Source organism: Ruegeria sp. BHSA163 (assembly GCF_059613365.1).
The window spans coordinates 103,774-130,763 of sequence record NZ_JBXWSJ010000006.1 but is presented as its reverse complement, the minus strand read 5'-3'; the positions used below and the strand labels follow the sequence as shown (position 1 = coordinate 130,763).

General features: G+C 51.1%; 21 protein-coding genes and 1 pseudogene. 16 read left to right on the top strand and 6 right to left on the bottom strand.

The features are described from left to right. The first annotated feature begins 6 nt into the window (after nucleotides 1–6). The 4 genes from AC2FNV_RS05110 to AC2FNV_RS05095 all read left to right on the top strand — a co-directional run bounded on the left by AC2FNV_RS05110 (nucleotide 7) and on the right by AC2FNV_RS05095 (nucleotide 4,044). Nucleotides 7–1,005, top strand: coding sequence for an alpha/beta hydrolase (locus tag AC2FNV_RS05110; RefSeq protein WP_367648158.1), 999 nt, complete (start codon nucleotides 7–9; stop codon nucleotides 1,003–1,005). Between the two features lie 557 nt (nucleotides 1,006–1,562). Continuing rightward, complete coding sequence (locus AC2FNV_RS05105) at nucleotides 1,563–2,945, top strand: cytochrome ubiquinol oxidase subunit I (protein WP_170610808.1); 1,383 nt, start codon at nucleotides 1,563–1,565, stop codon at nucleotides 2,943–2,945. After that, nucleotides 2,945–3,946 (top strand): cytochrome d ubiquinol oxidase subunit II, encoded by a 1,002-nt coding sequence (gene cydB / locus AC2FNV_RS05100; RefSeq protein WP_170606660.1) that lies wholly within the window; start codon nucleotides 2,945–2,947, stop codon nucleotides 3,944–3,946. Before AC2FNV_RS05105 ends, cydB begins: the two co-directional genes overlap by 1 nt. Then, on the top strand, nucleotides 3,943–4,044 hold the full coding sequence (locus AC2FNV_RS05095) for a DUF2474 family protein (protein WP_170606662.1): 102 nt from the start codon (nucleotides 3,943–3,945) through the stop codon (nucleotides 4,042–4,044). Before cydB ends, AC2FNV_RS05095 begins: the two co-directional genes overlap by 4 nt. Nucleotides 4,045–4,529: 485 nt before the next feature. Here the strand turns inward: AC2FNV_RS05095 and AC2FNV_RS05090 are convergent, their stop codons facing one another. Further along, the gene (locus AC2FNV_RS05090; RefSeq protein ID WP_170606664.1) at nucleotides 4,530–5,489 is read right to left on the bottom strand and encodes a radical SAM protein; all 960 of its coding nucleotides are present in this window, start codon (nucleotides 5,487–5,489) and stop codon (nucleotides 4,530–4,532) included. A gap of 371 nt (nucleotides 5,490–5,860) precedes the next feature. On the opposite strand from AC2FNV_RS05090, the pseudogene AC2FNV_RS05085 reads away from it, so the two are divergent. Continuing rightward, nucleotides 5,861–6,201: pseudogene (locus AC2FNV_RS05085) on the top strand (DDE-type integrase/transposase/recombinase); the annotation flags it as partial. 128 nt (nucleotides 6,202–6,329) lie between these two features. Here the strand turns inward: AC2FNV_RS05085 and AC2FNV_RS05080 are convergent. Further along, nucleotides 6,330–9,626, bottom strand: coding sequence for an adenylate/guanylate cyclase domain-containing protein (locus AC2FNV_RS05080; protein ID WP_496772595.1), 3,297 nt, complete (start codon nucleotides 9,624–9,626; stop codon nucleotides 6,330–6,332). 388 nt (nucleotides 9,627–10,014) lie between these two features. Here AC2FNV_RS05080 and AC2FNV_RS05075 point away from each other — a divergent pair, with 388 nt between their 5' ends. Continuing rightward, complete coding sequence (locus AC2FNV_RS05075) at nucleotides 10,015–10,977, top strand: PLP-dependent cysteine synthase family protein (protein WP_496772593.1); 963 nt, start codon at nucleotides 10,015–10,017, stop codon at nucleotides 10,975–10,977. A gap of 406 nt (nucleotides 10,978–11,383) precedes the next feature. Here AC2FNV_RS05075 and AC2FNV_RS05070 read toward each other — a convergent pair whose 3' ends face one another. Then, a complete protein-coding gene (locus AC2FNV_RS05070; protein WP_170606669.1) occupies nucleotides 11,384–11,668 on the bottom strand; it encodes a glycine zipper domain-containing protein in 285 nt (94 codons plus the stop codon). Nucleotides 11,669–11,861: 193 nt separating this feature from the next. Beyond that, on the bottom strand, nucleotides 11,862–12,869 hold the full coding sequence (locus AC2FNV_RS05065) for a helix-turn-helix domain-containing protein (protein ID WP_170606671.1): 1,008 nt from the start codon (nucleotides 12,867–12,869) through the stop codon (nucleotides 11,862–11,864). Nucleotides 12,870–13,265: 396 nt separating this feature from the next. Here AC2FNV_RS05065 and AC2FNV_RS05060 point away from each other — a divergent pair, with 396 nt between their 5' ends. Then, complete coding sequence (locus tag AC2FNV_RS05060) at nucleotides 13,266–13,646, top strand: hypothetical protein (protein WP_170606649.1); 381 nt, start codon at nucleotides 13,266–13,268, stop codon at nucleotides 13,644–13,646. Beyond that, complete coding sequence (locus AC2FNV_RS05055; RefSeq protein ID WP_170606673.1) at nucleotides 13,643–14,860, top strand: HlyD family secretion protein; 1,218 nt, start codon at nucleotides 13,643–13,645, stop codon at nucleotides 14,858–14,860. Before AC2FNV_RS05060 ends, AC2FNV_RS05055 begins: the two co-directional genes overlap by 4 nt. Before the next feature lie 228 nt (nucleotides 14,861–15,088). Here the strand turns inward: AC2FNV_RS05055 and AC2FNV_RS05050 are convergent, their stop codons facing one another. Then, nucleotides 15,089–15,991 carry a LysR substrate-binding domain-containing protein gene (locus tag AC2FNV_RS05050; protein WP_170606675.1) on the bottom strand — a complete coding sequence of 301 codons (903 nt, stop codon included), beginning with the start codon at nucleotides 15,989–15,991 and terminating at the stop codon, nucleotides 15,089–15,091. A gap of 164 nt (nucleotides 15,992–16,155) precedes the next feature. Here AC2FNV_RS05050 and cuyA point away from each other — a divergent pair, with 164 nt between their 5' ends. The 8 genes from cuyA (at nucleotide 16,156) to AC2FNV_RS05010 (ending at nucleotide 25,202) form a co-directional block, all read left to right on the top strand. Continuing rightward, a complete protein-coding gene (gene cuyA / locus AC2FNV_RS05045; protein ID WP_170607003.1) occupies nucleotides 16,156–17,199 on the top strand; it encodes a D-cysteate sulfo-lyase in 1,044 nt (347 codons plus the stop codon). 43 nt (nucleotides 17,200–17,242) lie between these two features. After that, the gene (locus AC2FNV_RS05040) at nucleotides 17,243–18,202 is read left to right on the top strand and encodes an ABC transporter substrate-binding protein (protein WP_170480190.1); all 960 of its coding nucleotides are present in this window, start codon (nucleotides 17,243–17,245) and stop codon (nucleotides 18,200–18,202) included. 115 nt (nucleotides 18,203–18,317) lie between these two features. Continuing rightward, nucleotides 18,318–19,373 (top strand): quaternary amine ABC transporter ATP-binding protein, encoded by a 1,056-nt coding sequence (locus tag AC2FNV_RS05035; protein ID WP_170606677.1) that lies wholly within the window; start codon nucleotides 18,318–18,320, stop codon nucleotides 19,371–19,373. Next, entirely contained in the window at nucleotides 19,370–20,911 is a 1,542-nt protein-coding gene (locus AC2FNV_RS05030; protein ID WP_170480194.1) for an ABC transporter permease, read from the top strand. Before AC2FNV_RS05035 ends, AC2FNV_RS05030 begins: the two co-directional genes overlap by 4 nt. Further along, entirely contained in the window at nucleotides 20,908–21,630 is a 723-nt protein-coding gene (locus tag AC2FNV_RS05025; RefSeq protein ID WP_170606679.1) for an alpha/beta fold hydrolase, read from the top strand. Before AC2FNV_RS05030 ends, AC2FNV_RS05025 begins: the two co-directional genes overlap by 4 nt. A gap of 322 nt (nucleotides 21,631–21,952) precedes the next feature. Then, nucleotides 21,953–23,290, top strand: coding sequence for an MATE family efflux transporter (locus AC2FNV_RS05020; protein ID WP_496772588.1), 1,338 nt, complete (start codon nucleotides 21,953–21,955; stop codon nucleotides 23,288–23,290). A gap of 91 nt (nucleotides 23,291–23,381) precedes the next feature. Then, nucleotides 23,382–23,747 (top strand): hypothetical protein, encoded by a 366-nt coding sequence (locus tag AC2FNV_RS05015; protein WP_170610811.1) that lies wholly within the window; start codon nucleotides 23,382–23,384, stop codon nucleotides 23,745–23,747. A gap of 69 nt (nucleotides 23,748–23,816) precedes the next feature. Continuing rightward, a complete protein-coding gene (locus AC2FNV_RS05010; RefSeq protein WP_170610814.1) occupies nucleotides 23,817–25,202 on the top strand; it encodes a PepSY-associated TM helix domain-containing protein in 1,386 nt (461 codons plus the stop codon). 35 nt (nucleotides 25,203–25,237) lie between these two features. On the opposite strand, the gene AC2FNV_RS05005 is transcribed toward AC2FNV_RS05010, so the two are convergent. Beyond that, nucleotides 25,238–26,941, bottom strand: coding sequence for a SulP family inorganic anion transporter (locus tag AC2FNV_RS05005; protein WP_496772586.1), 1,704 nt, complete (start codon nucleotides 26,939–26,941; stop codon nucleotides 25,238–25,240). Nucleotides 26,942–26,990: the final 49 nt, after the last annotated feature.

Here is a 26,990-nt window from a genome sequence, read left to right as displayed (position 1 = left end):
GACGCCGTGGCACAAATTGGTGTCAAAAAGCAAAAAATCTTTATAGCAACGACTCGTAAGGCTACAAACGTCACTGGGGTCTTCTATTCCGGTGAGAGAGCGCCGGAAATTGGCCTCGCCTCGGTGGATGTGACAATTCCACCAACACACGAAATCGGTAAACTTGAACGGCCAAAAAAACTGCCGCCTGATCCAAATACAGAATTTTCTATAGTCGACCCGATCGTTTATTCGAGTGATGCAGCATTTGTATCCGCGATAAACAGAGAGTTGAACTCGCGCCCACCGTCGCAACGCACCATTCTGTTCTTTGTACATGGTTACAACAACACCACTACAGATTCACTGTTAAGGCTTGCCCAGTTTGTGGAGGACTCGGAGTTTGACGGCGTGCCCGTATTAATGTCATGGGCGTCCGCCGCAAAGACGACTGGATATGTATATGATTTAAACAGCGCCTTGGTAGCGCGGCAAAAACTTCCAGAGATCGCGGGCATACTTCAAAAAACAAACGCGCGCAGCGTGGATGTTGTCGCGCATTCTATGGGTTCTCTTTTGACAATGGAAGGCATAGTCAATTCAGTTCAGACAGGCCGCGCACGAGGCATTACCAGAGTTGACAATATTATGCTCGCCTCCCCTGACATTGATATCGATCTATTTAGATCTCAAATGGAGATTATCCCCCAATCGATCACAGAAAGAATATTCATTCTAACGTCTGAAGATGACGGTGCTCTCAAAACCTCGCGTCGCGTAGCGGGAGGAATTCCCAGGGTGGGCGCATCGGATGCGCAGGAACTGGAAGAGGAATTCGGAGTTCTCGTCATAGACCTGTCCGAAATTGAAAACTCCGATTCCGGGAGTCACAGCAAATTCACAGGATCTCCGGAGGTCGTTCAATTGATCGGACTTGGATTAAATTCCGCTAGCAGATTTGGGACCAGCGCCGCCCCTCCGATCGAGCGTATTTTGGCGAACTCGCCTATTAGAGTGTTTGATTGAAAACAGGTTGTTGAACCATTGCAAGCGTTCCAGTTCGCTAGCAACGAGTCCAGCGGACTACGTTAAGCCTTTCCGCCGCTATTTCGATGCACAACCGAGATAAAGCTTAGTAGCAAAATCTGGGTTCGCCGAAGTGGCCGATGCATTGCGTCTTGTCAGATGAGCCGAACAATCTGATGTAAGCGCTGAAAAAATAACCACATTTGTTGACTTACGCCTTTTCAACACCTCATCAGAAAACGGGTTACGACCCTTTTTTGTATAGTCGACAATCGCTTCTGATGATGCGAATTCGGAAAACCTGCGGGAAACAAGCAACGAAACGTTCCGGTTTAGCTCAAAAAATTCTGCGGTTACTCTTACGGACTTGCACACAGCAACTCATGATCTGAGAGCGGTGACTTTGTCCAGAAACCTAAAGCAACCGTCCAGAACACAAAGGAACCGACAAGGGCAGTACCCCTAAATTCAGCTTATCCGAAGAAATCGATGAGCTGGCGCCTGACCTGACTTTCCTGACTGCCGCTCCTTGCAATCCAAAGCCAAAGGAAACGGCAATGAACTTTTTCGCAAATTTCGACGCAGAAATTCTGGCACGCATCCAATTTGCCTTTACTGTGTCGTTCCACATCATCTTCCCGGCCTTTTCCATTGGCCTGGCAAGTTACCTGGCCGTTCTCAATGCCCTCTGGCTTTGGCGCAAGGACCAAACTTACCTTAACCTTTTCAACTATTGGAAAAAGATATTTGCCGTCGGTTTTGCGATGGGTGTCGTGTCAGGCATCGTGATGTCTTACCAATTCGGCACGAACTGGAGCACATTCTCGGACACTGCAGGCCCTGTAATTGGGCCCTTGATGGCCTACGAGGTCATGACGGCCTTTTTCCTTGAGGCTGGTTTCCTCGGCATAATGCTCTTCGGTCGCGAACGCGTCGGTCCCGGCTTGCACATGATGGCCACAGCGATGGTTGCCCTTGGCACTCTGATATCGGCCACGTGGATCCTGTCGGTCAATTCCTGGATGCAAACCCCGGCCGGGTTCGACATCAACGAACTGGGGCAGTTCGTTCCCGTCGACTGGTGGTCGATTGTTTTCAATCCGTCTTTCCCTTACCGCCTGATACACATGGTTCTTGCTGCCTATCTCACGACCGCCTTCGTGGTGGCTGGGGTTGCAGCCTGGCACTTGCTGTGCCGCAATCGAACGGCCGAGGTAACCCGTATGTTCTCGATGGCGATGTGGATGGCCGTTTTGGTCACTCCTCTGCAGATCGTTGCGGGTGACCTTCATGGTTTGAACACGCTGGAGTATCAACCTCAGAAAGTGATGGCGATGGAGGGTCACTTCGATAGCCACCCCGAAGGAGCGCCACTGATCCTTTTTGGCATTCCAAACGAGGATGAAAAGCGCGTTGACTATGCCGTAGCAATTCCGAAACTATCGTCGCTGATCCTGAAACATGACCTGAACGCGCCGATTGATGGGCTGGACACTATTCCCGACGAGGAAGAACCTCCGATCGCGATCGTCTTTTATAGCTTCCGCGTCATGCTTGCTATTGGTTTTGCAATGCTAGGAGTCGGCTTGTGGTCGCTTGTTCAGCGGGTTCGGGGCCGCCTCAACGAAGATCGCTGGTTGCACCGGGCATCCATCATGTTGGCGCCCAGCGGGTTTGTGGCAGTTCTGGCCGGTTGGATCACTACAGAAGTGGGGCGCCAGCCGTACACGGTGTACGGGCTGATGCGGACATCGGAATCCCTTTCACAAGTGGATGCACCTGCTGTTGCAGCGTCTCTGGTTGCCTTCATCGTCGTGTATTTCACCGTGTTTGGAGCAGGCACGTTCTATATGCTGCGTCTCATGGGCAAAGCGCCCAAATCAGGTCTTCAGAAAACCCAAAAATCCCTTGAATTCTCTTCCATGGCGGAGGCGGTGTAATGCTTGAGCTTTCGACAATCTGGGCTGGCATCATTGCCTTTGCCGTTCTGACCTATGTAATCCTGGACGGTTTCGATCTTGGAATTGGGATTCTCTTTCCATTCGCGAAAACCGACAAAGATCGCGATGTCATGATGAACTCGGTCACTCCAGTATGGGACGGAAACGAGACCTGGCTGGTCATGGGAGGCGGAGGCTTGTTCGCTGTTTTCCCGCTGGCCTATTCCGTGGTGATGCCTGCGATCTACATGCCCGTCGTCACCATGCTTCTCGCGCTTGTCTTCCGCGGTGTTGCCTTCGAATACCGATGGAGAACAGTGCGCGGGCGCTGGCTGTGGGATGTCGCGTTTCACGGTGGTTCAACCGTGGCCGCCATGTGCCAAGGCATCGCGCTCGGCGCGTTGGTTCAAGGTATCCCGGTCGCAGATCGAATGTACGCCGGAGGATGGTGGGATTGGCTCACGCCATTCTCTCTACTGACGGGTGTGGCTCTTGTAATCGGGTACGGTTTGCTGGGCGCGACATGGCTCAACATGAAGACTACCGGCGGTATTCAGCGTCTGATGCGTTCATATGTCCGTCCACTGATGTTCATGACTCTGGGATTGATCGGCCTCGTCAGTCTCTTGACCCCCTTTCAAGACCCGATCTATCTGGTCAGATGGTTTTCGTGGCCGGGTGTCTTTTTCTCTGCGTTTGTACCGGCTGTTGTTGTTCTCATTGCGTGGATGCTTGATCGGGGCCTGAAGATGCAGCGCGACTATCAGCCGTTTTTCTGCGCCATTGCCTTGTTCATCGTGTGTTTCATAGGCATAGGGATCAGCTTCTATCCCTATATGCTACCTCCAAGCCTAACGATTGCCGAATCCGCCGCGCCGGACAGCAGCTTGGCTTTCGCTCTGGTCGGAGCCGTCGTTCTGCTGCCTGTGATCTTGGCTTATACCGCTTACACATATTGGGTCTTCCGAGGGAAGATTGATCCAGAGGAGAGTTATCATTGAAAACACTAAATCGAGTTTTATGGTTCGGTGCGATCTGGCTATGCAGCGTTTTGTGCTTAGCTGCTGTAGCTTACACAATCAGGTTGTTTATTATGTGAAAATCTTGGGGCGGAAATGCTTGTTGGTTAATGTGAACAGCCGCTAACGCCAAGCGCTGAGATCGTCTGCATTGAAACCATTGTGCCTAAAGCTAAACCTTGGACAGTCCGAGAATATTTTTCCAAAGTTAGTTTCTTGTGGTTTTAACAAGAACTATTCGTTTTTTCCGACCCCGGGAAATTCTGACCCAGTTGCCTCAAAATTCGCCATGACATACCCCGCGTGTTACCGCGGAAATTTACGATAAATCCCTTTGCAGCAACATCAAGCGGGAGATGGAATGTTTATGACAGCTCAGTCCGAAAAACGGTTGCTCTCGCCGTGTGCAGCGAAAAACAGCAAAGAGCCCAACGTTGACGCCGAGGTGAAGTTGTCGCGCTACGTCGTTACGAACGACAGCTTGGAGCCTAAAAGCTGACACAAAACCAGTGCGTTCTATTCCTCCGACAATACCATCGCAAAGACTGAAGATTTGTTCTGAGCGTCACAGCTCTTTGCGAGTTAAAATATCAGCCAAGCACGAACAATGATCTCTAGTACATCGAATTGCTTCGCTTGGCAGGTGGATTTCTTCACCCAGATTTCCAAGCACACCGCCGACGCCACAGACACCCCGATGGACTATGCCATTCCCTTTAACCCGCAGGGATTCGAGCCCGATGTTGCACTTGTAACCTTTCCAGCGGTTGACACCCCTGAGAATAAATTCATTTGCTCGCAACGTTTCGTTTTTACCCGACTGCGTCGTCGTGCGCATGACGGATCGCGGTGTTTCACCAGTCGGCTTGCGCGTTGTCGGCAATCCTTTCGAGAGCACACGCAACTGGTCATCTGTGTAGTCGTAGAGATCTGACCCGAATTCTTGTCGCAACGGTTTTAGAGAGATGGTTGCCGCCGGCAGTGCTGCGCGCAACGCTCGCGCCGCATCCAGGGTTTCATTAAAACTTTGGGGATGCATCGTGACATTGATCTGGACGCTAATCCGGTCAACCATCATTTTCGCAACGCTGATAAAATGATCTAACTCGGCAAATTCAGAGTGATAAGTGAGAATAATGTTGTTCAAACACCCGTTTATCTTTTCCCAAAATCGAAGTGTTCGCGACGCATTACTGATCAGGCTGACTTTGAAATCGTGCTCTGACGCTCGGCGCAGCAAATCCATGATGCGGGGATGCATGGTGGGTTCTCCACCCGTGAATTGGAGCCAGACAACCTTGCCTCGCTCATCCACATAGTGCCGTTGCAACTGATGATACAAACTCAGAATGTCGTCGATATTTTGCCACTTGATCGATCCGTCATGCAATGACTTTGGGCAATAGCTGCACGCATAGCTGCAGGAATTACCTAGCATCCAGTCAACAAGAACCACCTTTCCATACGCGGGGTCGGAATGATCGATCAGTGTAAACACGTCGTGTTCTTCTTGAATATCTTCCATTCAAATCCAAACAGTTTGCATTAAGGTTACTCAGACATCCTTGTAAAAGGCGTGGAACGCATTTATGCGGCACTTACCAACCATTACAACCTACCTTGAAATTGGTTCCCGGACAAAGAGTTTACAGGGTTCGCATTTGAATTCATTGATAGTCGTTTACCATTTGCAAAATCTCGCCCCAATGAGTGCTAAGCGAGCCAGATACGCTGCGATCCGACTAACGTCAGCTCAGTCCGCAAAGCGGTCAGCCAAACGATATTGCTCGCTCTGAGAGCGGTTCGTTTGTTGTCTCTGAGTTGAAGAAATCTTTGCAGGAAAACGGCTTATGCAAGATGTGTAAAACTACGCACCGGCGCCACATATTTCCGGCAAACAAGGCAGTAGTACTGAAATTTCTAAAAAATTGTTGAAACGCCATGGTTGTGCGGATGGGATCGCCCCCAACCATTTAGCATCCTGCATGGCTGCGCTCAGCTAATTCGGTGCTAAAGAAGAGCAAAAGAAGGGCAGGGGGTTCAACAATCGAGTTGAAAATTCGCGCCTCCCTTTTCGACGACGAGAACGGACAATGCAGTGTTTAAGGCGGATGCGAAGTTTGCAGAAGTTCGCGTCCGAGCATTCCTTTGTTTGCAACCACGTCCGCCAGCAAAGATCGCCGACCAGCCGAGACACCTTAAAGCTTTTCCGTTCCGTCGCTCTTTCCTTTTGGCGCAGCACAAAGGATTGCTTCGATCGCCTAGCTGAGACTGGTTCGAATTCGTTGGAAAGCGCGGAAAAAATGTCGAAAATTTCAGGTTCAAAAGGAACGCACGCCAAAATTCTGAATCGTTAACATTCCAATTAAACCGGTCGTAGTTTGAAAAGAGCTTCTTCAATATCTGGGATCGACGGCTGATAACTTCTTTCTTCGGCAAATACTTTCAGTTCCTCAAGAATTTCAGGAAGTTCCGATTTTGAGCTGCCCCTTTCAACTTCTACTAAGGCGCGCGTTCTATCAATGTTAAAATTTGTCCACTCTAAGGGCTCGTTTGCGGTATAATCCTCCAACGCTTCCGCGTAATGCAAAGCTCTGTCCAATTCACCGGCGGCTCGGCATGCGTCCATCGCGTCAATGTAGAACATCAAATAATTGTGGCTAACCGCTCCTGCGGCCAGCACATTTTCCGCCTGAGTTAACGCCCACTTGCGGTCGGTTGCAGATTGCGCGGCTAAAGCGCCTGTGCCCAACGCGACCGCGCCAAAAAACGCGGCCCCAACTTCTTCGCAAATTGCGTGGGCCGTCTTGATCAATTCGAATGCTCCCGCGGAATCGCCTTCGACAAAAAACTTGCAATCTGCGTAGCTTTTTAATGCGAACGGGATGAAGCGTCTGGCTCCGATGGTGTTAGCAAGTTCTTCCAGATTTTTCGCGTGTTGCCATAGGGCATCGTAGTCACCCCTACGTCGCGAAGTCTCCAAAAGCACGGCGTGGCTGGTTAACTGGGCTCTGAAATCTTTAATCTCAGTGGCTTTGGTAATTGCGTCATGCGCACACATATCAGCACCGTCCGGGTCACCTAAAAAGTGCATGGCAAGGCCGGTCATAGGCAAGTTTGCAACCTCAATGCGGCGAAGGGACTTTGATCTTGCGATTTCAAGGCAGCTCGAGAATTGATTGAAAGCTGACCGTATTCGACCGCCGACGTAATTAGCATCCCCCAGTCCACCCAAAGCTTTTGCCTCGGCCTCCAGTGAATTTGCTTGACGAGCATAACCAAGCGACGCCTCATGCTCGGCCATGCAATCACCGATACGGCCCAGCGGAAAGAAAAGATTCCCTCGTTGATAATGAACTTCGGCCAACACGATTTCCATATTGTTCGCCTGGGCTACTGATTGAGCTTTTTCGAGTTGAATGAATGCGTCATCTGCCCGCTCAATAATCCGCATTGCAGCCGCTAACCCCATATGAACGCGACACCTATCTTTGTCGTTGTCGGCGAAGTCCAGTGCGGTTTCGAATGCCTGAATCGACTCAGCATTTTGTCCAAGATCCTGAAGCAAATCGCCACGTAAACAGTTCAGCTCAAATCGCGGTGATACAGTTGAGTTGATTTCCAAGGCGCGCTCCACGGCGCTCAATGCGGCATTGAGGCGAAGTCTTTCTTGTTGTTTCCTTGCTGCATTTAAATATGCACCGGGAGCTTCTGGATCGCCTGCATAGTCGAGGTGTTGCGCGTGAAGAAATTGGTCCGAATTGCGAAAGTAGTCGGCCGCCTTAGTGTGAAAGTCTTTTCGTTGAGTGCGTAAAAGGGTTTCGTAGATTCCGTCACGGATGAGAGCGTGAGCAAATTTGAACTCTTTCCCGGTTCTGCGAAGTAGAGCCTGACCAATCAACATATCCGGTCGAAACGTGTTGCCGCTTATTGCTTCCACGGCGGCATCCGTGAACTGCTGCCCCAAAACTGATGCAGACTGAAGCATTTGCCTTTCATTGAAGGGCAAAGCGTCAAGACGTGCTTGAACGATTGTCTGGATTGATCCCGGTAACTCCCCATCGCCCACTTCGTCGACGTTATAAAGTAGCTGTTCCAATAAAAGCGGATTGCCGCCGGATTTTTCTACACACGTCATAGCCAATTGGCTGTCTATGTTTGCAAAACACTTCGCAAGCTCTCCAGCTTCGTCCGGATTTATTGGTTCGAGTGTCAGAGACGAGATCTCTGCATCTGAGCATTCTTTGCGCCAATCCGAACGAAAAGGATCACCAGAAAGGCGAGTCGTCAAAACCAGCACAACTTTTTCCTCTGCGGTTAGACGCGCAAGAATGGCGGCGCTGTCTAACAAAATAGGATTGGCCCAATGCAGGTCTTCCACCCTAAGCAACACCGGCTTGTCCTGAGCCGAGGCGCGAACCAATTCGGCTAGCGTTCGTTGCTTTCCCGCATTTCGCAACTTGTTATCCATCGCATCGTAGAAACCCTGAAGATCCGGCGATTGGTCAAGGTCAAGAAGATCATTGAGGAATGCGCGGTGGTGTTCGCCAAGTTTTCCAGATGCGATTGCTTGATTGGCGATCTTTGATCTTTGGAGGTCGCTTGCATCTTGCTCGATGGACAAAAGGCTGCGGGTAAGAGCGCGAACCGTATCCCGGCCGGTCATTGTCCCGAAATCCAGCACAACACCAGTGTGCGTCTCAAAACGCATCTCGCGTGCCAGTCTATCGAATTCGTCCAGCAGTCGGGACTTGCCGATCCCAGCTTCTCCTCTGACGATGCATACAGCACCGTGCTCTTCCTTCAAGCAACGATCCAGAATTCTCTTGAAATTTTCGCATTCAACCTTGCGGCCAACAAACGGAAGCCTGTCGGTTTCAGCTAGATCAGCAATTCTGTCCAGCTGCCAAACTGTGACTGGTTCGGGTAGTCCGTCTATTAGTTTTTCGCCCAGACTTTTGCCAATAAATGATTTACCGAGTGCTCGTTGAATTGACTCGGATACATAAGTTTCTCCGGCTGAGGCAAGATCAGTCAGCCTTGACGCCAGATTCACGCTGTCGCCAGTAACCGTATATTCACTATGTTCCGACCCGCCTGTGGCACTTGCCACGACTTGTCCTGATGCGACACCGATATGAACTTTGAGCGGAGGATCCAATTTCTCAACAACATAATGGATTTCGACAGCGGCGCGGAGCGTGCGTTCGTGATCATTAGTGTGCGCGAATGGGGCGCCAAAAACCGCCATAACTGCGTCGCCTATGTGTTTGTCGACTATCCCTCCATAATCAGCGATGACTTCTCCCACGGCGACAAAAAAACGATTTAGCAGCGCATGTGTCTCTTCCGGATCCATTGTAGCCGACAGGGTGGTGAACCCTGAAAGGTCGGCGAACAAAACCGAGACTTGCCGTCGCGTTGTTTCGGGCAATATCGCAACATTTTTAACTTGATTTGGCTCGTCATGTTGCTGCGGTACGACGTTGGAGATTGCTCCCAGAATTTTGCGTCGATGACCAACGGAACGCACACCAATTTCACGAAGATCCTCGCTGGTTAGGTTGGGTAAAACCAGAAGATCAATATCGTTTTCCTCGAATGCTTCGGCATAGCGTCCAAGTTTCAAGTCTTCGAGCCATTCAGAGACAGAGTCCGACATTAGCCTTCCTCCCAGACTGACATTGCCTTCCGCTAATCATACCAAAAAATGATCGAAATTTCTCCTATGACTAGATATGAGACGAATGTGTACTTACCAATCAGAGCCCTTCATTGCGATCTCAACTGATCATCATTCTGTATGGCAGGGGGCTAACTCAATCGTTTACACAACATTTATTATAACCTTTTTGGTTTCCAGCTTTCGAATTAGAACCTGCAGATGGTGCTTTTGAAGCATGTATTTTTTTCGCAATCAGAACGATTTTATCTGCGGCGCGAACGCTTGTGTTTGAGTTGGCGGATGCTTGCCAAAAGCCCAAATTGTGGATTTTTATTTAATGAACTAGCGTGGACATTGCAGACCCTATCGATCCGGGAAAAACGACATGAATTGTCCTTCGCGCTCCATTTTAGAGGCAATTGGAAATACGCCGCTGGTAAAACTTGACCGACTGACAAAACACTATGGATGCGACGGTACGATCCTTGCAAAACTGGATCATCTTAACCCAGGATTTTCCAAAAAGGACCGCGCAGCCTTTGGTGTGATTGAAGCTGCTGAGCGCGATGGAGCGCTGGCGCCTGGGCAAACCGTTGTAGAGTTAACAAGTGGAAATATGGGAACGGGCCTCGCGATAGTCTGCGGCGTCAAAGGCTATCCATTTGTCGCGGTAATGTCGAAAGGCAATTCACCCGAACGGGCGAAAATGATGGCAGCCCTTGGCGCCGAGGTCGTGTTGGTCGACCAATTACCCGGAAGTCGACTTGGTGAGGTTTCCGGCGCCGATCTTGCCGAGGTAGATCGCGTTGCGACCGAGCTAACCTTAGAACGCAACGCGTTTCGGGCTGATCAGTTCCGCCGTGAAGGAAATCCTAGCTCACATGAGCATACGACTGGCCCCGAGCTTTGGAAGCAGTCGGGAGGTAGCATTGATGCGTTTTGTGATTTCGTCGGTTCAGGTGGAACTCTGGCAGGTGCTTCAAAATATCTGCGTGGACAAAACCCAAAGATCCGTTGCTATCCGATCGAGCCTGCTGGCGCAGCTGTTATCGCGGGTCAAACCGTAACCAAGCCGGATCATCCCATTCAAGGCGGTGGGTATGCCATGGCTGATCTCGACTTCTTGCGTGGCATGAGTTGGGACGGGTTTTTGCAGATCGACGGTGAAACAGCCCGTCAAACCACCCGAGACCTTGCGCGATATGAGGGCATCTTTGCTGGATTTTCAGCCGGTGCAAACGTTGCCGGAGCAATCGAACTTTTGCGAGGCGCTCATAAAGGTCAAACCATTGCGGTTATCATTTGCGACTCAGGTTTAAAGTACCTCTCAACAGATCTTTTTGGGTGAGGAGAGGAGATTTTCGTATGTCAGCCCGCAGGCGGTTAAGTTCTCAAATGACAGTTTTGGGAATTCCCTTTCAAGCCCGGTTCCCGATTATCGCCGGACTAAACTGATCTAAAGTGGGTCAGGGGTAAATGAATGCAGGAGCGTGCGCAAGTTTCGCCCAATTAATTACCCCGAACACGATCCTCGTGTTAACCTTCCCGTTAATCAAGCTTTAAGGGAACATCAAAACAGATTTGCCACCCGTGAGCCTTCAGGACCCGGGTGGCAACTAAGCAAAACCTATTTGGTTTCTGTGCGAGTTGATCAGTCAAGATGTGAATACATTCAGCAGTACTAGTTAGTTGAACATAACTTTTTCCTGTTCCAATTTTCTGATGGGATTTATCCTTTGTATTCCCTGACTACTTTAACGATCGCGGTCTTCCCTGAATTCGTCCCGGCGTTCTTCGGCGCGGTCTTGCGCGTCTTCAAAGTTGTCTTTCTTGATTGCTCCGCCAACAGCACCGACCGCCGCGCCAGCAGCAGCCCCGCCGACGATGCTCTCGCCTGCAATTCCCGCTACAGTTGCGCCGACAACCGCACCCTTGATGGCTTGATCGGCGACATAGTCGGCCTGTGCCGTTGCGGCTATGGTAAACAGCATTGCCGCGGAGATCGGAGCGATAAAGGATAATCTTTTAGAGGTAGTCATTGTTTCATCCTTGTTCTGGCAAGCAACCGTTGTGGTTGCCCTGTGCCATTGAACTAGGTGATCAAAAGACCCGTTTTCTTTTGGCGACGGGACAAGGTTTTGTTGATCCTGGACATCCATGAAATGTACTTGAATAGGTTTCTGGACTCGGTGAAAGCGTGCTAACTATTGCTTTCCTAAAACTGCGCAAAGGCTAGCGACCGGACTTTCTGAACTTTGCCGGTGTCTCTCCGGTCCACCGCTTAAAAGCGACCGAAAAGGCGGCCTGATCTGCGAAGCCAAGCATAAAAGCAACGCGTGCAACTCCCTCGCCGCTGCGGAGCATCCGTTTAGAAAGATCGCAAAGCACGCCTTCCAACAATAGTTTGAAACTTGTCCCTTCGGCCGACAGATGTCTAGTCATAGTGCGCCGTGTCAGGCCTAATTCCCCGGCTATTTCGTCTCCATTTGGAATCGGCCCGGGAAGGCGTTGGCCAAGCACGTCTATTATGCGGTCCGAAAGGCTGCGGACTGTATTGGGCTGTGCTTTCAACTGTTCTTCGCCGTGCCTGCGCAGATGACCTAACAGGGTAGGGTCCGCAGTCGGGATCGGGAAAATCATACCGTTAGGCGGTAAGCTCAGTGCGTACCCGGCGTTAAACCCTTCTACATGGCAACCTGCCAGCTCGGCCAACATCCGACAATGATCGATGTCGTCGGTCTCCAACTCAATAAAGATCGGAGTAAGACCGCCAGAGGTGATCTGCTGAACGCGTTTAAAAAGGCCGAACAGTAACATCTCGCGGTGGCGGGGATATTGATGCGATGGGATTACATTGCTTTCCAGCGTGATTTTTGGCGCTTCAGGTGTACCAACAAAGTCCAGCCGCAAATCAGGGTCTTGCATCGCATAAAATCGCTGCGTCATTTTCAGCGCGTCTTCAATAGTTTCTGCAGCTCGTACGATATAAGCAAGAAGCGTTCCTGGACCTCGCGCCGAAAGACCAACACGGGCGGCGAATGTCTTGTCTTCAAGCACACGGCAGGCCGTTTCGAGTGTGCCCGCTTCGTGCAGCAACTCGACAGTTGCATCGGGTCCATCGATGACCTCGGGAGAAGCGCCTGCCATTGCCAGAACTTCAGCAAACGGAATTTGCGCGTTTGGTTCCAGCGCATAAAGACGCCCGACATTTTGCAGTCTGTATGCGCTGACGCGTGGCACCTTTTTTGTCCTCCCCAACCGGCAGGCGAAGCCCAAATCTTCTGCAATTGTCCAGAAGCCAACAACAAATGTCCAGAAGCCTAAGGATCGCGAACGAAGCGGAGGTTAGATCCCGGTCATCAGAGAGGAAAAGGCAATGTTCAATTTCGCAAGGTACTACCGGGTTTTTAAGGCAATCCAAGGGCCGGTCAAAAAAGTGTGGTCCAATGAAAATACTGACGGACCACAAAGTCTGGTACGCGGCGAGAAAACTTCAAAAGGGCGCCCTTGGGATCCCCCCTATGCCCCAACACAGCAACCGTCCAATCCTTCGCAAAAACTAACCTGATTCTGAAATTCCAAACAACCGAAACGCTTCACTCGCAGGCTGCCTGCGTTAGTAAAAGGACTTGAAACATGAAACCACCCTCGTTGCTGATGGCGCCTGTGTTCGGCATCATCTCGACCCCTGCGTTCGCCGCGGGCGGTGACCCCCGCTGGTGGGTCGCGCCTGATCAGACAGACAATTACGCTTGGGTCGGTCTAATAGTCTTCTTTCTTGCAATCCTTTTGGTCGTTCATCTTTATGCGCGCTTTGATCGATATACCGAACACAAGGCAACCGGTACTCCGCTGCGCACAACAATCCCGATGATGCTGACCGTTGCTTTGGCTTATGAGCTGATGCCAGCGCTAAGTCATTTCAGCATTCTATTGCCAGCCGCTTTGCTTCTGACAGCGATCGCCCGTGACTTCATGCTTTGGTGGCGCCCATTTAATGAGGACACGGTAAAATGATCGAACTGCTCGTCACATCTTTCCCTTTTGTAATCCGCGTAATTTTCCTGAAATGGCGCGGGATGCCCATAACTCTTTACAACGTACATCGGGCTGTCTTCATGTGGTTCGTCCTCGCGCTGATCGTTTTCTTTGCGGTCTTCTACTATTACCCCAAATCCTACACTGGCCTCGTGCCATTCCGCACGGTCCCAGTCGTCGCCGAAAACGGAGGAACGGTCACAAAAGTCTTCGTCAATGGTGGTGATCATGTAAGACCGGGTGATCCGCTTTTCGCCGTCGAGAACACGTCGGAAAAAGCCGCGGTCGAGTTCGCCAAGCGCAAAGTCGAGGAAATCGAAAGCGCCAAGCTAGCCGCTGATCTTCAGGTGGAAACCGCTGAAGCCGTGCTGGATGCTGCTATGACGGCAATGGGACAGGCCGAGCTTGTGCTGATGGATCACCGGGCGCTTCAAGCCAAAGGCTCGTCTGCGTTTCAAGTGAGCCAGCTGGAGAGGGCGCAAGCAATGCTAGACACCCGAGAGGCTGAAGTTGAAGCCGCTGAAACCCAATTGGGAGTAGCTCAAGTCCAAGCGACCGCGGTTTTACCGGCTCAGCTTGCCTCAGCACGGGCATCTCTCAAACAGGCCGAGGTGGAACTGGCAAAAACATTGACACTTAGCTCGGTCGACGGCGTAGTTGAGCAAGTGACCCTTAGTGTTGGATCGCGCGCAGCCCAAGCAGCGATGAGCCCCGCCATGCTTATCGTTCCGGAGAGAAAAGATGTTGAACGTGGCCGAATTGTTGCCGGTTTCTCTCAGGTCTCTCGTACCGAACTGTACGAAGGCATGGCTGCAGAAGTTGCATGCGAAAGCAACTTCGATATTTCGATGCGCAACACCGTCTTGCCTGCGCGGATCGTCCGTATTCAAGAACCCATCTCTTCTGGCCAACTCGCCCCCAGCGGACGTCTGATCGAGCCCGGCGAAAAGGCAAAACGTGGTCAAATCGTCGTACATCTCGATCTCGTGCATCCTGAACACCGCGACCTTTTGGTGCCGGGCAGCGGCTGCATCGTTCAATCCTACACAACGAATTTGGATGGTGATTTGGAAGGTACAACTGTCGCCCATGCGATTCAGGCAATGGGCATTATCAAAGCTGTCGGCTTACGGATCAAAGCTTGGTTTGGTTTGACTTCAGGAATCGGATTAATAGGTGGCGGACACGCTTGATCTATTTAGTTCACTTAGATCTGTGCCCCGCGGTCCCCGGCTTTTACCGGGGGCCGCTACGGGTTTTTTCTGGGCTCAGATCAATATAAATTAGGTCGGGTTCTCAATGTCTACTTGGCCGAATTGGAATTATTGAGTGAGCGCGTAGAGCTTGGCACGAGTGCGGAATGAAACCGCTAAATAGAAACGTTGGCTAATCCTGTATAGATCGCGCGAAGCCTGAACTTTCTACTGTGAAGACTTCGGTCTGCTTGTCCAGAAATCTACAAGCTGTTCCGCTATTTCAATATGGCGATGAGCGTAAATTGCTACATCGAGTGCAACCCGGCCAAAGCCATTGCTCAACGCGATCAGTTCACCGCTCTCGATTTCTCTGTGTACCATACTGAATGGAAGCCAGCCCACACCAAGACCTCCTAGGATCATTTCTTTTGCACCGCTAGAAAATGCGGTCTGGCACACTGGGTTGCTGCTGAAGTTTGCCGTCCCAAATTGACACTGCGATTTGTTCAGAACCTCTCCGAAATAGCTGTTTTCGGGATACACTATGGCGGGCGTATCCAGTGGGACGTCATGATTATCCCTCACGGCATAACGCAATACGCCTCCAACAACCGGGATGAGGTAATCATGCCCCCAAAGCTCACGGCGCACTCCGGACCCAAATTGCATCGAGCCTACACTGCTCGCCTCGTAGCATAACAAGATGTCTGTATCGCCGCGCAAAAAGAGTGACACACAATCGCTCAGGTTCGCCGCCCGAACGCGAAACCGGATTCCTTTAAAGGTTGAGCGTGCACGCAAAGCCATGTCCGGGAATGTCGAATAAATTGAAGCGTGCGGCGCAGCTATTCCAACCACAGATTCGGCGGGATCATGTTGCGAAATTTTTGTTCGTAACTCATTTAGGTGCGCGATCAGAGAACGAATTTCTTCTTCGTTGGTGGAGAGGGCGGGGCTGATCTCGATCCGATTGGCCTTTCGGTCCAAGACTTCGACGCCCAACCATTCCTCAAAACTGCGAATTCGCCTTGAAAAGGCAGGTTGTGTAATGTTCCGCCGGTCCGCAGCGCGGGTCATATTCCGCTCTTCTAAAAGTGTTAGTACGTCTTCAAACCACGACATATCCATTTTCTGACTCCCTTGGCTCAAACAAATAGTATGGGCAGGCCAAGAAATTAACACTGTTTTTCCACGATATACTTTGAAAAGGTTTGGCTGCACATTAAGAGGGGGGCTGCTCTGTGGCAGACATTGAACAAACCATCGATCGCGAAACGGCGGTCGGGACTGGAATGGCCTTGAGCCTGTGCAAAGAGTTATCTGTCACGTTAGCAAAATTCCCGCGAATTTCGCTGGGGCATCTTCCTACTCCTCTGGAACCTATGGACCGGCTCAGTGAGGTACTCGGTGGCCCGCGTCTATGGGTCAAGCGCGACGATTGTACTGGCCTTTCCTCAGGCGGAAACAAGACTCGCAAGCTGGAGTTTTTAATGGCAGATGCTGTCCAAAAAGGGGCAGACACCATCATCACTCAGGGCGCCACACAATCCAATCACGCCCGCCAGACCGCTGCGGCGGCTGCGAAATTGGGTATGGAATGCCATATTCTGTTGGAGGATCGCACAGGCTCCAATGACCGGAATTACATTCTGAACGGTAACGTGTTGTTGGATCGCCTGCACGGTGGCACGGTGTCTAAGCGCGTTGGTGGCGCCGATATGAATTCCGAAATGGAGAGCCTTGCCGCGCAGCTGCGAGATATTGGAAGGTCGCCTTATGTAATCCCAGGAGGGGGGTCGAACCCGATTGGAGCACTGGGGTACGCGAATTGCGCGCGTGAATTAACTGAACAAGCTGTCACAGCAGGATTGAAAGTCGATGCGCTTGTTCATGCGACAGGAAGCTCCGGCACCCAAGCGGGGCTTGTCGCTGGCCTTGCTGCGCTTCGTAGTGATATTCACCTGCTAGGAATAGGCGTGCGAGCGCCAAAAGAAAAACAGGAAGCCATGGTTTACGATCTGGCAGTTCGAACGGCAAAATTGATGGGTGCGGGTGATCAGATCGATCGCGAAGCTGTTCGGGCCAACTGTGAATATGTCGGTGCCGGCTATGGTCTTCCCACACCTGGTATGATTGAGGCACTAAAACTATTAGCGCGTACAGAGGGGTTGTTGTTTGACCCGGTGTATTCAGGAAAAGGTTTGGATGGCCTGATCGACCAGATCCGAAAGGGCTATTTCGATGGAATGGAAAATGTCGTCTTTCTTCATACCGGCGGTAGTGCGGCGTTGTTCGGCTATCCGGACACATTTGATCTAGCCGGATACACGACCTGAAATTTAACAAAGACAAAAAGCTACACAACAAGGAGACCTGCCCATGTCAATAAAAAACACACTAATTAGCGCTGCGGTACTCGGCCTTATCAGTGCACCCGCTTTCGCAGAAGACGTAAAAATTGGCGTGCCATCTTGGACCGGCGCGCAAGCTATTGCCCATGTCCTGGGCGAAATCGTTTCTTCGCGCATTGGGGGAACGGTCGAGTACGTGCCAGGTAACAACGCCACGATCTTCCAAGCCATGGACCAAGGCAAAGGTGATATAGACGTGCACCCAGATGTCTGGCTGCCCAATCAGGAAAGCTTTACCAAGAAATACGTTGATGAGGCCGGTACAGTCACCTTGTCCTCCAACCCCTACGAAGGAAACCAAGGCTTTTGCGTTTCCAAAGACTTCGGCGAGAAGATGAATATTACCGATATCGCTGATCTGGGCCGTCCGGATGTGGCAGCGGCCATGGACAGCGATAGCAACGGTAAGGGTGAGATGTGGATTGGCGCACCAGGTTGGGCGTCCGCCAATGTTAATGAAGTCAAGGTGCGCGACTATGGCCTACTGGACTTCATTGAACCCATCCGCGCAGAAGAGGCCGTGAAAACCGCGCGCATCAAAGACAGCATCGCAAAGGGCGAAGGATATGCCTTCTATTGTTACAAGCCCCATGCAGTATGGTTCATGTTCGATGTCGAGATGCTGACCGAGCCGACATTTGATCCGGCAAAATACGTTATGGTGCAGCCCTCTGACGATCCTGATTGGTACAACAAATCAATGGTGGCGACCAAGGACGCTTTGAAACAAGTTCAGATCGCGTGGTCTAACTCACTGGTAGATCGCTCGCCGGCTATTGCCGAGTTTTTTGACAACTTTGCTTTGACGGCAGACGACGTCAGCTCGCTGGCATTCGAGATCAGTGCAAACGGTAAAGATCCTGCCGATGTCGCCAAGTCGTGGGTGGAGGCGAATTCCGACCGCGTAGACAAGATGCTTGGCCTGTAAAGTACCACAGCGAGATACTCGCCCCCGACCTTGTCGGGGAATAAATTAACAGGACGTCGAGATCCGAGGTCAATCTTGGGTCTCGAAACTATAAGTTGCGAGTCGGGACGACGCCATGAACGCCGAAACAGTTATTGAAATCTCGAACGTTTGGAAGATTTTCGGCGGCAAGCCCGAGGCAGCCTTACAAGCGATCCGCGATCGAGGACTTACGAAGGCGGAAGTCCTGAGCGAGTTCAATGCCGTTGTGGGTGTCGCCGATGTATCTCTCTCTGTTAAGCGGGGTGAGATTTTCTGCGTTATGGGCCTTTCGGGTTCAGGAAAATCCACGCTTGTACGTCACTTCAATCGTTTGTTGGAGCCCACTGCGGGTAAGATCGAGATTGAAGGCATCGATGTAATGGCGCTTGGGCAAAAGGAGCTGCAACAGTTCCGCAATCAGAAGATTGGCATGGTCTTCCAGAATTTCGCGCTCATGCCGCATCGATCAGTGCTCGACAATGTAGCGATGCCACTGGAAATCCGGCGCGTGGCAAAGAACGAACGTATGCGTCAGGCGGCGGCTATTCTTGACATCGTCGAGCTTGGGGCGTGGGGTTCGAAATTCGCGCACGAACTATCGGGCGGTATGCAACAGCGGGTTGGATTGGCGCGGGCCTTGGCAGCGAATCCTGATGTGCTTTTAATGGATGAGCCATTCTCAGCACTCGATCCCCTTATCCGCCGCCAATTGCAAGATGAATTTATTCGTTTATCGAAGATCCTTAAGAAAACCACCGTTTTCATTACGCACGACCTTGATGAGGCCGTTCGGATCGGAGATCGAATAGCGATCATGCGCGACGGCAAGGTGGTTCAAGTGGGAACCGCTGAAGATATCGTGATGCATCCTGCCGATGACTACGTTGCGGACTTTGTTGCGGGGATTTCGCGGCTCAAAGTTGTTCATGCTCATGCAGTGATGCAGCCTTTAGAGGCTCATGTCGCTGCCCACGGGCCAATCCCGGCAGACCTTCCGCGTGTCAACGAAAGCGAAACGCTTAGCAATCTGATCAATCTCGCAATTGAAGGCGATAGTGCCATTCTTGTTGAGGACGGCGGTACTGATGTGGGCGTGATCACTCGGGCTGATCTGCTCCGCACCGTGATAGAAGGAACCGAAGTCTCATGAAGGAAGACACCACAAACCCACTAGAGGATACGACCTCGGCAGCTGCAAAGGCTTATGCCGAAGAGCGGCGGGAAAATATCCGCACCTTCGTAAGGACTTCACCAGAATATTACATCCGGAATTTTGATAAGATTGGCACCTCGGCCCGCTTTACACCCACCTTCAATGTGTTTGCTGGCCTATTTGGACCCATCTGGTTCGGAGCACGCGGCCTTTGGTCCTGGGCGTTACCGTTTTTAATCCTTGAAGCGCTGGCCTTTGTGCAAATAGCGCGAGGTCTGTTCGGTGATCTAGGGGCAGATGCCATGGCACGCATCACCTCCATCGAAGGTACGCTTGAATTGCGGCGCCAACAACTCGCTGCGGCTATTGAAAACAATTCCGATCGGGTGGATGCGTTTCGCCGTACTGTCGAGTCGCTTGAGGCCAATATCGAAGGGTTCAGGGCCGAGGCCGAAGCCGCTGCGGCCCAAGGGCCAACAATTGCGCTGACTGGTCTTGTGATTTTGCTTGTCGTTAAGCTGGTGCAAGCTGTGACGGCCAATACAGCGCTTGAAGCACGTTTTTCGGACTGGCTCAGCGACCGAACAATCCGCTCGGGAATGCCCGTTCAGCAGATAGTTTTTTCAGCCGTCTTCATGGGGTTAATCGTTGCCGCTGCCGTTGTGCACTACAGCTTTCCGGATCGATTTACGCTGCTGACTAATTTTCCGACCGACCCGGATATACGCCTTGTATCGATCGACGGCGTAGAAGCATTTTTTAACTGGGCCGTTCTAAACGGTGAGGCGTTGTTTGATGGAATTACTTATGTAATCCGACTTGTGCTTGACGCTTTGGAAACCATTTTCGTCAGTACACCCTGGATCGTAATTGCAGCGCTGATCATCTTGCTCACATGGCTGACAGCTGGCGTTCGGATGGCGATCTACTCCGGTGCTTTTCTCGCTTACATGGGCTTGCTGGGCTTCTGGGAGAAAGCCATGACAACACTGGCGCTGCTTGGAACTGCGGCTTGCCTTTCTATTGTTATCGGCATTCCGCTTGGTATGTTCGCCGCCCGCCGTCCACGATTTTACGCGTTTATTCAGCCCATCATGGACTTCATGCAGACAATGCCGGCCTTCGTGTTCATGATTCCTGTTATCGCGTTCTTTGGCACAGGAAAACCGGCCGCGGTCGTCACGACGATGATCTTTGGAGGAACGCCGGTTGTTCGTCTCACCGTCCTGGGGCTGCGCGGAGTACCCGAAAGTGTGCGCGAGGCGGCAATTAGCTTTGGAGCTAACAAATGGTATCTGCTAACCAAGGTTGATTTGCCTCTTGCAAGCCCCTCCATCCGGGCAGGTATAAATCAAACCATCATGCTTTCGCTTGCTATGGTCGTGGTTGCTTCGCTCATTGGAGCCAAGGGGCTTGGCGAAGATGTGTTGGAAGCGTTGCAATACGCCAATGTGGGACAAGGTATTCTGGCGGGTTTCTCTATCTTGTTCTGCGCTATGATCCTTGACCGGATCGTACAGGGTCAGCGTAAGTGAACGCGCTTGTCCTTATTCATGGGTTCATGGGCGGTGGCGCGCAATGGGAAGGGTATATAGATGGCTTGGCCGGGCAGTTCGATCTTATTACGACAGATCTGCCGGGTTTCGGCGCAAGGTCTCATCTATCGCCGATCGACAGCATCGATGGATATGCAGATTGGGTTATCGATAATCTAAGAAAAGCGGGTGTCGTTAGGTATCACCTCCTTGGTCATTCCATGGGCGGTATGATTGCCCAGGAAGTTGCCCTTAAAGACAATGATCGAATTGATCGCCTTGTGCTTTACGCTACTGGTGCAATCGGCGTTTTGCCTGGGCGGTTTGAGACAATAGAAGAAAGTAAAAGGCGGGCGCAAGAAGAGGGTTCTGCTGCTACCGCACGACGTATCGCGGCGACCTGGTTTGTTAAAAGAGAAGCGGCAGAAGGTTTCGAGCGTTGCGCGACGATTGCAGCGCAATCAAAATTGCCTGCAATAAATGCTGGGCTTGACGCTATGCAGTCTTGGTCGGGCAAACAAAACTTAAGCCAGATTGAAAAAGAAACTCTGGTCCTATGGGGTGATCGAGATCGAACTTACCCATGGACGCAAATCCAAAAGCTTTGGACAGATATCCCAAATTCTTCACTTGCCGTCGTGCCGGATTGCGCTCATGCCGTCCACGCTGAGAAGCCTGAATTATTCGGGCGTCTGATTGCTGATTTCTTGGCTCGTTGATACTTCAAACCCAACGACCGGTTCATGAATCCGGGTCCGGTAAGTTTGTTGCAAAGGCAAGGGAAGAAGTTGCGACATTGTGAGAACGGTTAGACTCGGCATATCCACCAGAATTTGGAAAAGGACATAGGCCGGGCGTCTCTCGAACAGAGAATGAACGAAGCAGTATTTTGATCCTTCGGCAAAAAATTCTTGCCGCGCAATTGGGAACACAGGCAGGGTGGTTCAGCGACTTTTGGTGAGGCTTTTTTAACGGATGGCAGCACAATCCGAAAACCAAGCAGTCTTCCTTTCTGGGGGACTGATGAGGCACGTAGTAAGAATGTCTCTGACCACCAGCATTGGGTTAATGGCAATCTTTGCCGTTGATTTCGTCGATATGGTCTTCATTTCGATGCTGGGTAACGACGCGCTGGCCGCGGCGGTTGGCTATGCTGGCACTTTGTTGTTTTTCACCAATGCTGTGAATATCGGTCTTTCTATTTCCGCCGGGGCTTTGGTTGCTCGGGAACTTGGGGCAGGTCGCCCGGATGATGCCCGAAAGTTTGGATCAAGCGTTGGTGTTTTGGGTGTATTAATTGGGGTTCTTGTATCCCTGATTGTTCTGATTAACGTTGAATTCTTGCTGTCTTTACTCGGCGCAAAGGGCGAGGTGCTGAGATTAGCGTCTAGATACGTGTCAATAATCCTTCCCACAATGTGGGTCATGTCGGCGGCAATGACTGCCATGGCAGTTTTGCGCGCGCATGGGGATGCACGAAGATCGATGATGGCGACTATTTACGGGGGTGTTGTAAATGCCGTGCTGGACCCAGTTCTAATTTTCGCTGTGGGTTTGGGATTGGACGGGGCCGCGATCGCCTCTGTTTTGGCGCGGATCACAATGTTGGTTGCGGCATTGCTGCCTGCGCTGCGCGTTCATAATGGGTTTGCGAGGCCTTCGATCCGGCAAGTCACGCGGGACTTTAGTGCTGTTCGAATGATTGCAGTACCAGCAATCCTCACAAATATTGCTACTCCGATTGGAAATGCGATCGTGGTGCGTGAGATCGCTGAATACGGTACCGACGCGGTCGCAGGAATGGCGGTCATAGGACGTTTGATGCCCGTTGCGTTTTCGGTAATTTTCGCGCTGTCCGGTGCGATAGGGCCAATCATCGGTCAGAACTTTGGTGCAGGACAGTACGATAGAGTCAGATCGGCTTTCATTGCTGGTGTAAAGTTTACCGCGACGTACGTGTTGATTATGGCGGCTGTTTTGTTCGTATTGCGTTCACCAATTGCTGATTTGTTTGATGCCCAGGGCGAAACACGTGCGCTAATCTATCTTTTTTGTGGGCCGCTGGCGCTGGCGGCGTTCTTCAATGGCGTAATCTTTGTTACAAATGCCAGCTTTAATAACTTGGGCTATCCGATCTACTCAACTTGGATAAACTGGGGACGGCACACTGTCGGAACGTGGGTCTTCGTAATTATTGGTTCGAAAATAGCCGGTGCGCCGGGCGTGTTGCTTGGGCAGGCTTTTGGTGGTGTTTTATTCGCCGTGATCGGTTGGGTGATGGTCAATCGAGTTATTTCGCACTTGTCGAGGCCCGGCCCAACTGACCCGTTCGCCGATCAAAGGCGCATACATTCACTATTTGGGCGCCGAGGGTGGTAGTTAACGCAACGGCTTAATCTGTCGGAGTCGGCTCAAATCGAGACAGGAATTCCTCTGGCGTTGGTGTTAGACTTTGGTTAAGTCAAGGAAAATGCTACACCAATTGAACATATGCATTCGATTTTTTGCCACAGCCACGGTGATCCTTTCATTGGTTTCGCTGGGGGTAGCTCATAAATCTGCTAACGAAGAATCTTCTCCCGACTTGGCAGCTTTCATGGCAGCAGGCGGATCGCTGTCAGACCTCTGTGGATTGCCAATCGGCGACGGTCCTTTAACTTTGGTAGACTGCGACGCCTGCCGAATAGCCGACAGCTGTGTGGTCCTTCGTGGCAGCAGCAACGCAGCAATAGCCACCCTTGAATATACCCGAACTTTTACTTTTGTCGCAAAACGGATTGCCCGAACTGCGCCACTCGACGCCACTCGGCTGACCCGAGCACCTCCAAGCGTCTGAATTCATCCATTCAGACAATTACCCCGCCGCCGCCGTGGTGTCGGGCCAAAAGGCTTGGAGGAGCCATCAATGCAGACTGAACCTAATTCTGCGCAGCCCAATGGCGGCGCCAATAAACTCTATTTCGCGGCTTGGCGTTGGCATTTTTTTGCTGGCTTGTTCGTGATCCCATTTTTGATGACCCATGCGATCACTGGCATGATGATGCTGTGGATATCTTGGATCGATGGTCGCGATGGAGAACGTACGCAAGTTGCTCCACAAATCACACCAGCGGCCATTTCAGCACTAGCTGAGGCGGCAACCGCCGCCGTGCCGGAAGGTGTTCTTAAGCAGTATGTGGCCCCGCGTCGTGAAGACCTGGCAGCCCTGTTTCGCGTTGACTCAAATGGCGATGCAACCATGGTCGCGGTTGATCCTTATACAGCAAAGGTAATTGAGACTTTTCCTCGTCGAAGTGGTTGGTACGATTTTTTCGACAATATCCATAGTGATCTAAAATTGGGTACAGTCGGAGATCGCATTCTCGAAACCGCGGCCTCGATTTCACTCGTGTTAATAGCGACTGGAATATTTATGTGGTGGCCCCGCGGAACCAGCTTGCGAAGTGTTCTGGTCCCAAGTCTCACACGCGGTCGTGCATTGTGGAAATCTTTGCATGGCGCAGTGGGAATTTGGATTTCGCTTGTGCTGTTTTTCTTCCTTGTTTCGGGACTATCTTGGGCGGGTATCTGGGGTGGCAAAATAGTTCAGGCCTGGAGCCAATTTCCTGCAGAGAAATGGGAAAACATTCCCTTATCGGATGAAACCCATGCCAGCATGAACCATGAGCGACGCGAAGTACCTTGGGCCTTGGAGAAAACACCTATGCCAGCATCAGGGGGTAGTTCCGGCCTCGTGGGAATTTTGGGACCTGTCACAATGGACTCTGTAGACCGGTTCGCGCGCGAAATCGGGTTTGATGCGCGGTATCAGTTGAACTTGCCGCAGGGTGAAAACGGGGTTTGGACACTAAGCCGCGACTCTATGAGTACTGATAGTAATTCCCCAACTACAGATAGAACCGTGCACATTGATCAGTACACAGGCAAAATTCTGGTCGATGTGCGATACGAAGATTATTCCTTGGCGGGTAAGGCCATGGCTGTTGGTATCGCACTGCACATGGGCACACTAGGTTTATGGAGCGTTTTGGCGAACACGATTTTCTGCCTGTGTGTTTTGTTCATGTGCGTCACTTCCATCGTGTTGTGGGTAAAGCGTCGTCCGGTAAACGCAAGACGACTTGCTGCGCCCCCAATGCCCAGCGAATTGCATGTTTGGCAAGGTGCAGTAACGGTGGGCCTGGCACTTTCCTTGGCTTTTCCGATGGCGGGTGTCGCCATTTTGACGGTACTTTTGTTTGATGCCTTTGTGTTGACCTATTTGCCAAGAGTACGTCGCTGTTTAACTTAAAGTTATAGGCGCAGCGTTTTCGCGTGCTGCGCCTTTCAACTGCCAGTGGCCTTGTTTTGATAGGCGGATATCAAACTTTCACCAGTATCGAAGAACGACTCGGCACCTATCAAATCGCTGACACCAAATTTGTCGAGCTGGGCTTTGACATCAGGTTCCAGCATCAGGAAAACAAGCTGTATTTTGTTCCTTTTCAAGAACTTGAAAATTGATTTCAATGTATAGCCAGCAGTGAAGTCAACTGTATCTATTGCAGACGCGTCTATGCAGAACCAATTAATCTTGTTCGAAGTTGATTGCACGATGCTTGTAACTTCTTCCGTCAGGCGCTGAGTGTTGGCATAGTACATCCCGTGAGAAAATCGGTAGATAACAAGACCCGGTAAAATCTGATTGGGCTCAGCCAGAGATTTGGTGTGCCACCCTATTTTCTTTCCCTGCACAATCACTGAATTCTTGGGCCGATAACCATGTCTTGTATGATCAATTAGGGACAGTACCATCGCGAAAATGATGCCTTGCTCGACGCCGACGATCACCACCACGCCGGTTGTCGATACGGCAATCCAAAACTCGGATCGCGCCTGTTTATAGATTTTCACCAATCCACGAAGGTCGATCAGGTTAACGCCAATTAAAAATACAATAGCAGACAGGGCGGCGTTTGGCAGGTAAGCAAGTGGCGCAGTCAGAAATAGGATGACGACCAGAACAATAAGTACCGTCGTTAACTGTGCGATCTGGCTTTTTCCCCCAACACTAGCGACCATTTCAGTCTTTGTTGGACTGCCGTTGACAACGAATGTACCGGAAAAAGCCGCCCCAAGGTTAGCTGCGCTCAATCCGATTAGATCGTTGTTTTCGCTGAACTTGTCATCGTAACGCGCGGCGTAGGCACGCGATGTAGCTGCACTTTGCGCAAGAATGACCACGAAAATTGCCAAAGCTGTCGGCAATAACTGCTTAATCAGCGCCCAGCTCCAATTCACCTCTGGGATCGCAAGGGCAGGCAGACCACTGGGAACGGGACCAAGTACAGCAATTCCCGAAGCATCGAAATCCAAGAACCAGCTTAAACAGATAACCCCGACTACGGCTATCAAAGGGCCAGGTACTTTACGGGATAGTTGCCTTCCAACTAACACGACCAAAAGCACCGCAATAGAAATCGCCACTGTTGGCCAGTGAAATTGATCAAAGTTCTGAACGAAACTCCACAGTTTGTGCAGTGTTCCATGCTCTGATGCTTCAATCCCCATCATTGGTGGGATTTCGGTCGATGCCACTTGGATTCCTACTCCTGTCAAAAATCCGACCAGCACTGTTCGGGAAAGAAAGTCGGCCAAAAACCCAAGGCCAATAATTCGAGCTGTGATCAAAAGAACACCTGCCAATAGTGCCAGCAGCGATGCCAGCGCCAGATATTCGGACGAGCCAGCAACAGCCATTCCCGCCAGTGCGGAAGCCGTAATCGCCGCAGTTGCGGAATCCGCACCGACAACCAAATGCCTCGACGACCCAAAGATCGAAAACAACGCCATCGGTATCAGGATTGTATAGAGGCCGGTAATTACCGCTGTCCCAACTATCTTCGTGTAGCCCATGACTTCGGGGATCGCGAGGCTCGCAAATGTGATTCCAGCAAGAATTTCAGTCGGCAGAGCAGGGCGATCAAATGGTAGAACACCTTGCAGAACGGGCAGCCGAAATCGATTTAGATCAGATCCCCGTTTTCTCATGTGTTCACCCTTACTGCTTGATATCCAGATTAGCCGATTCAGATGATAG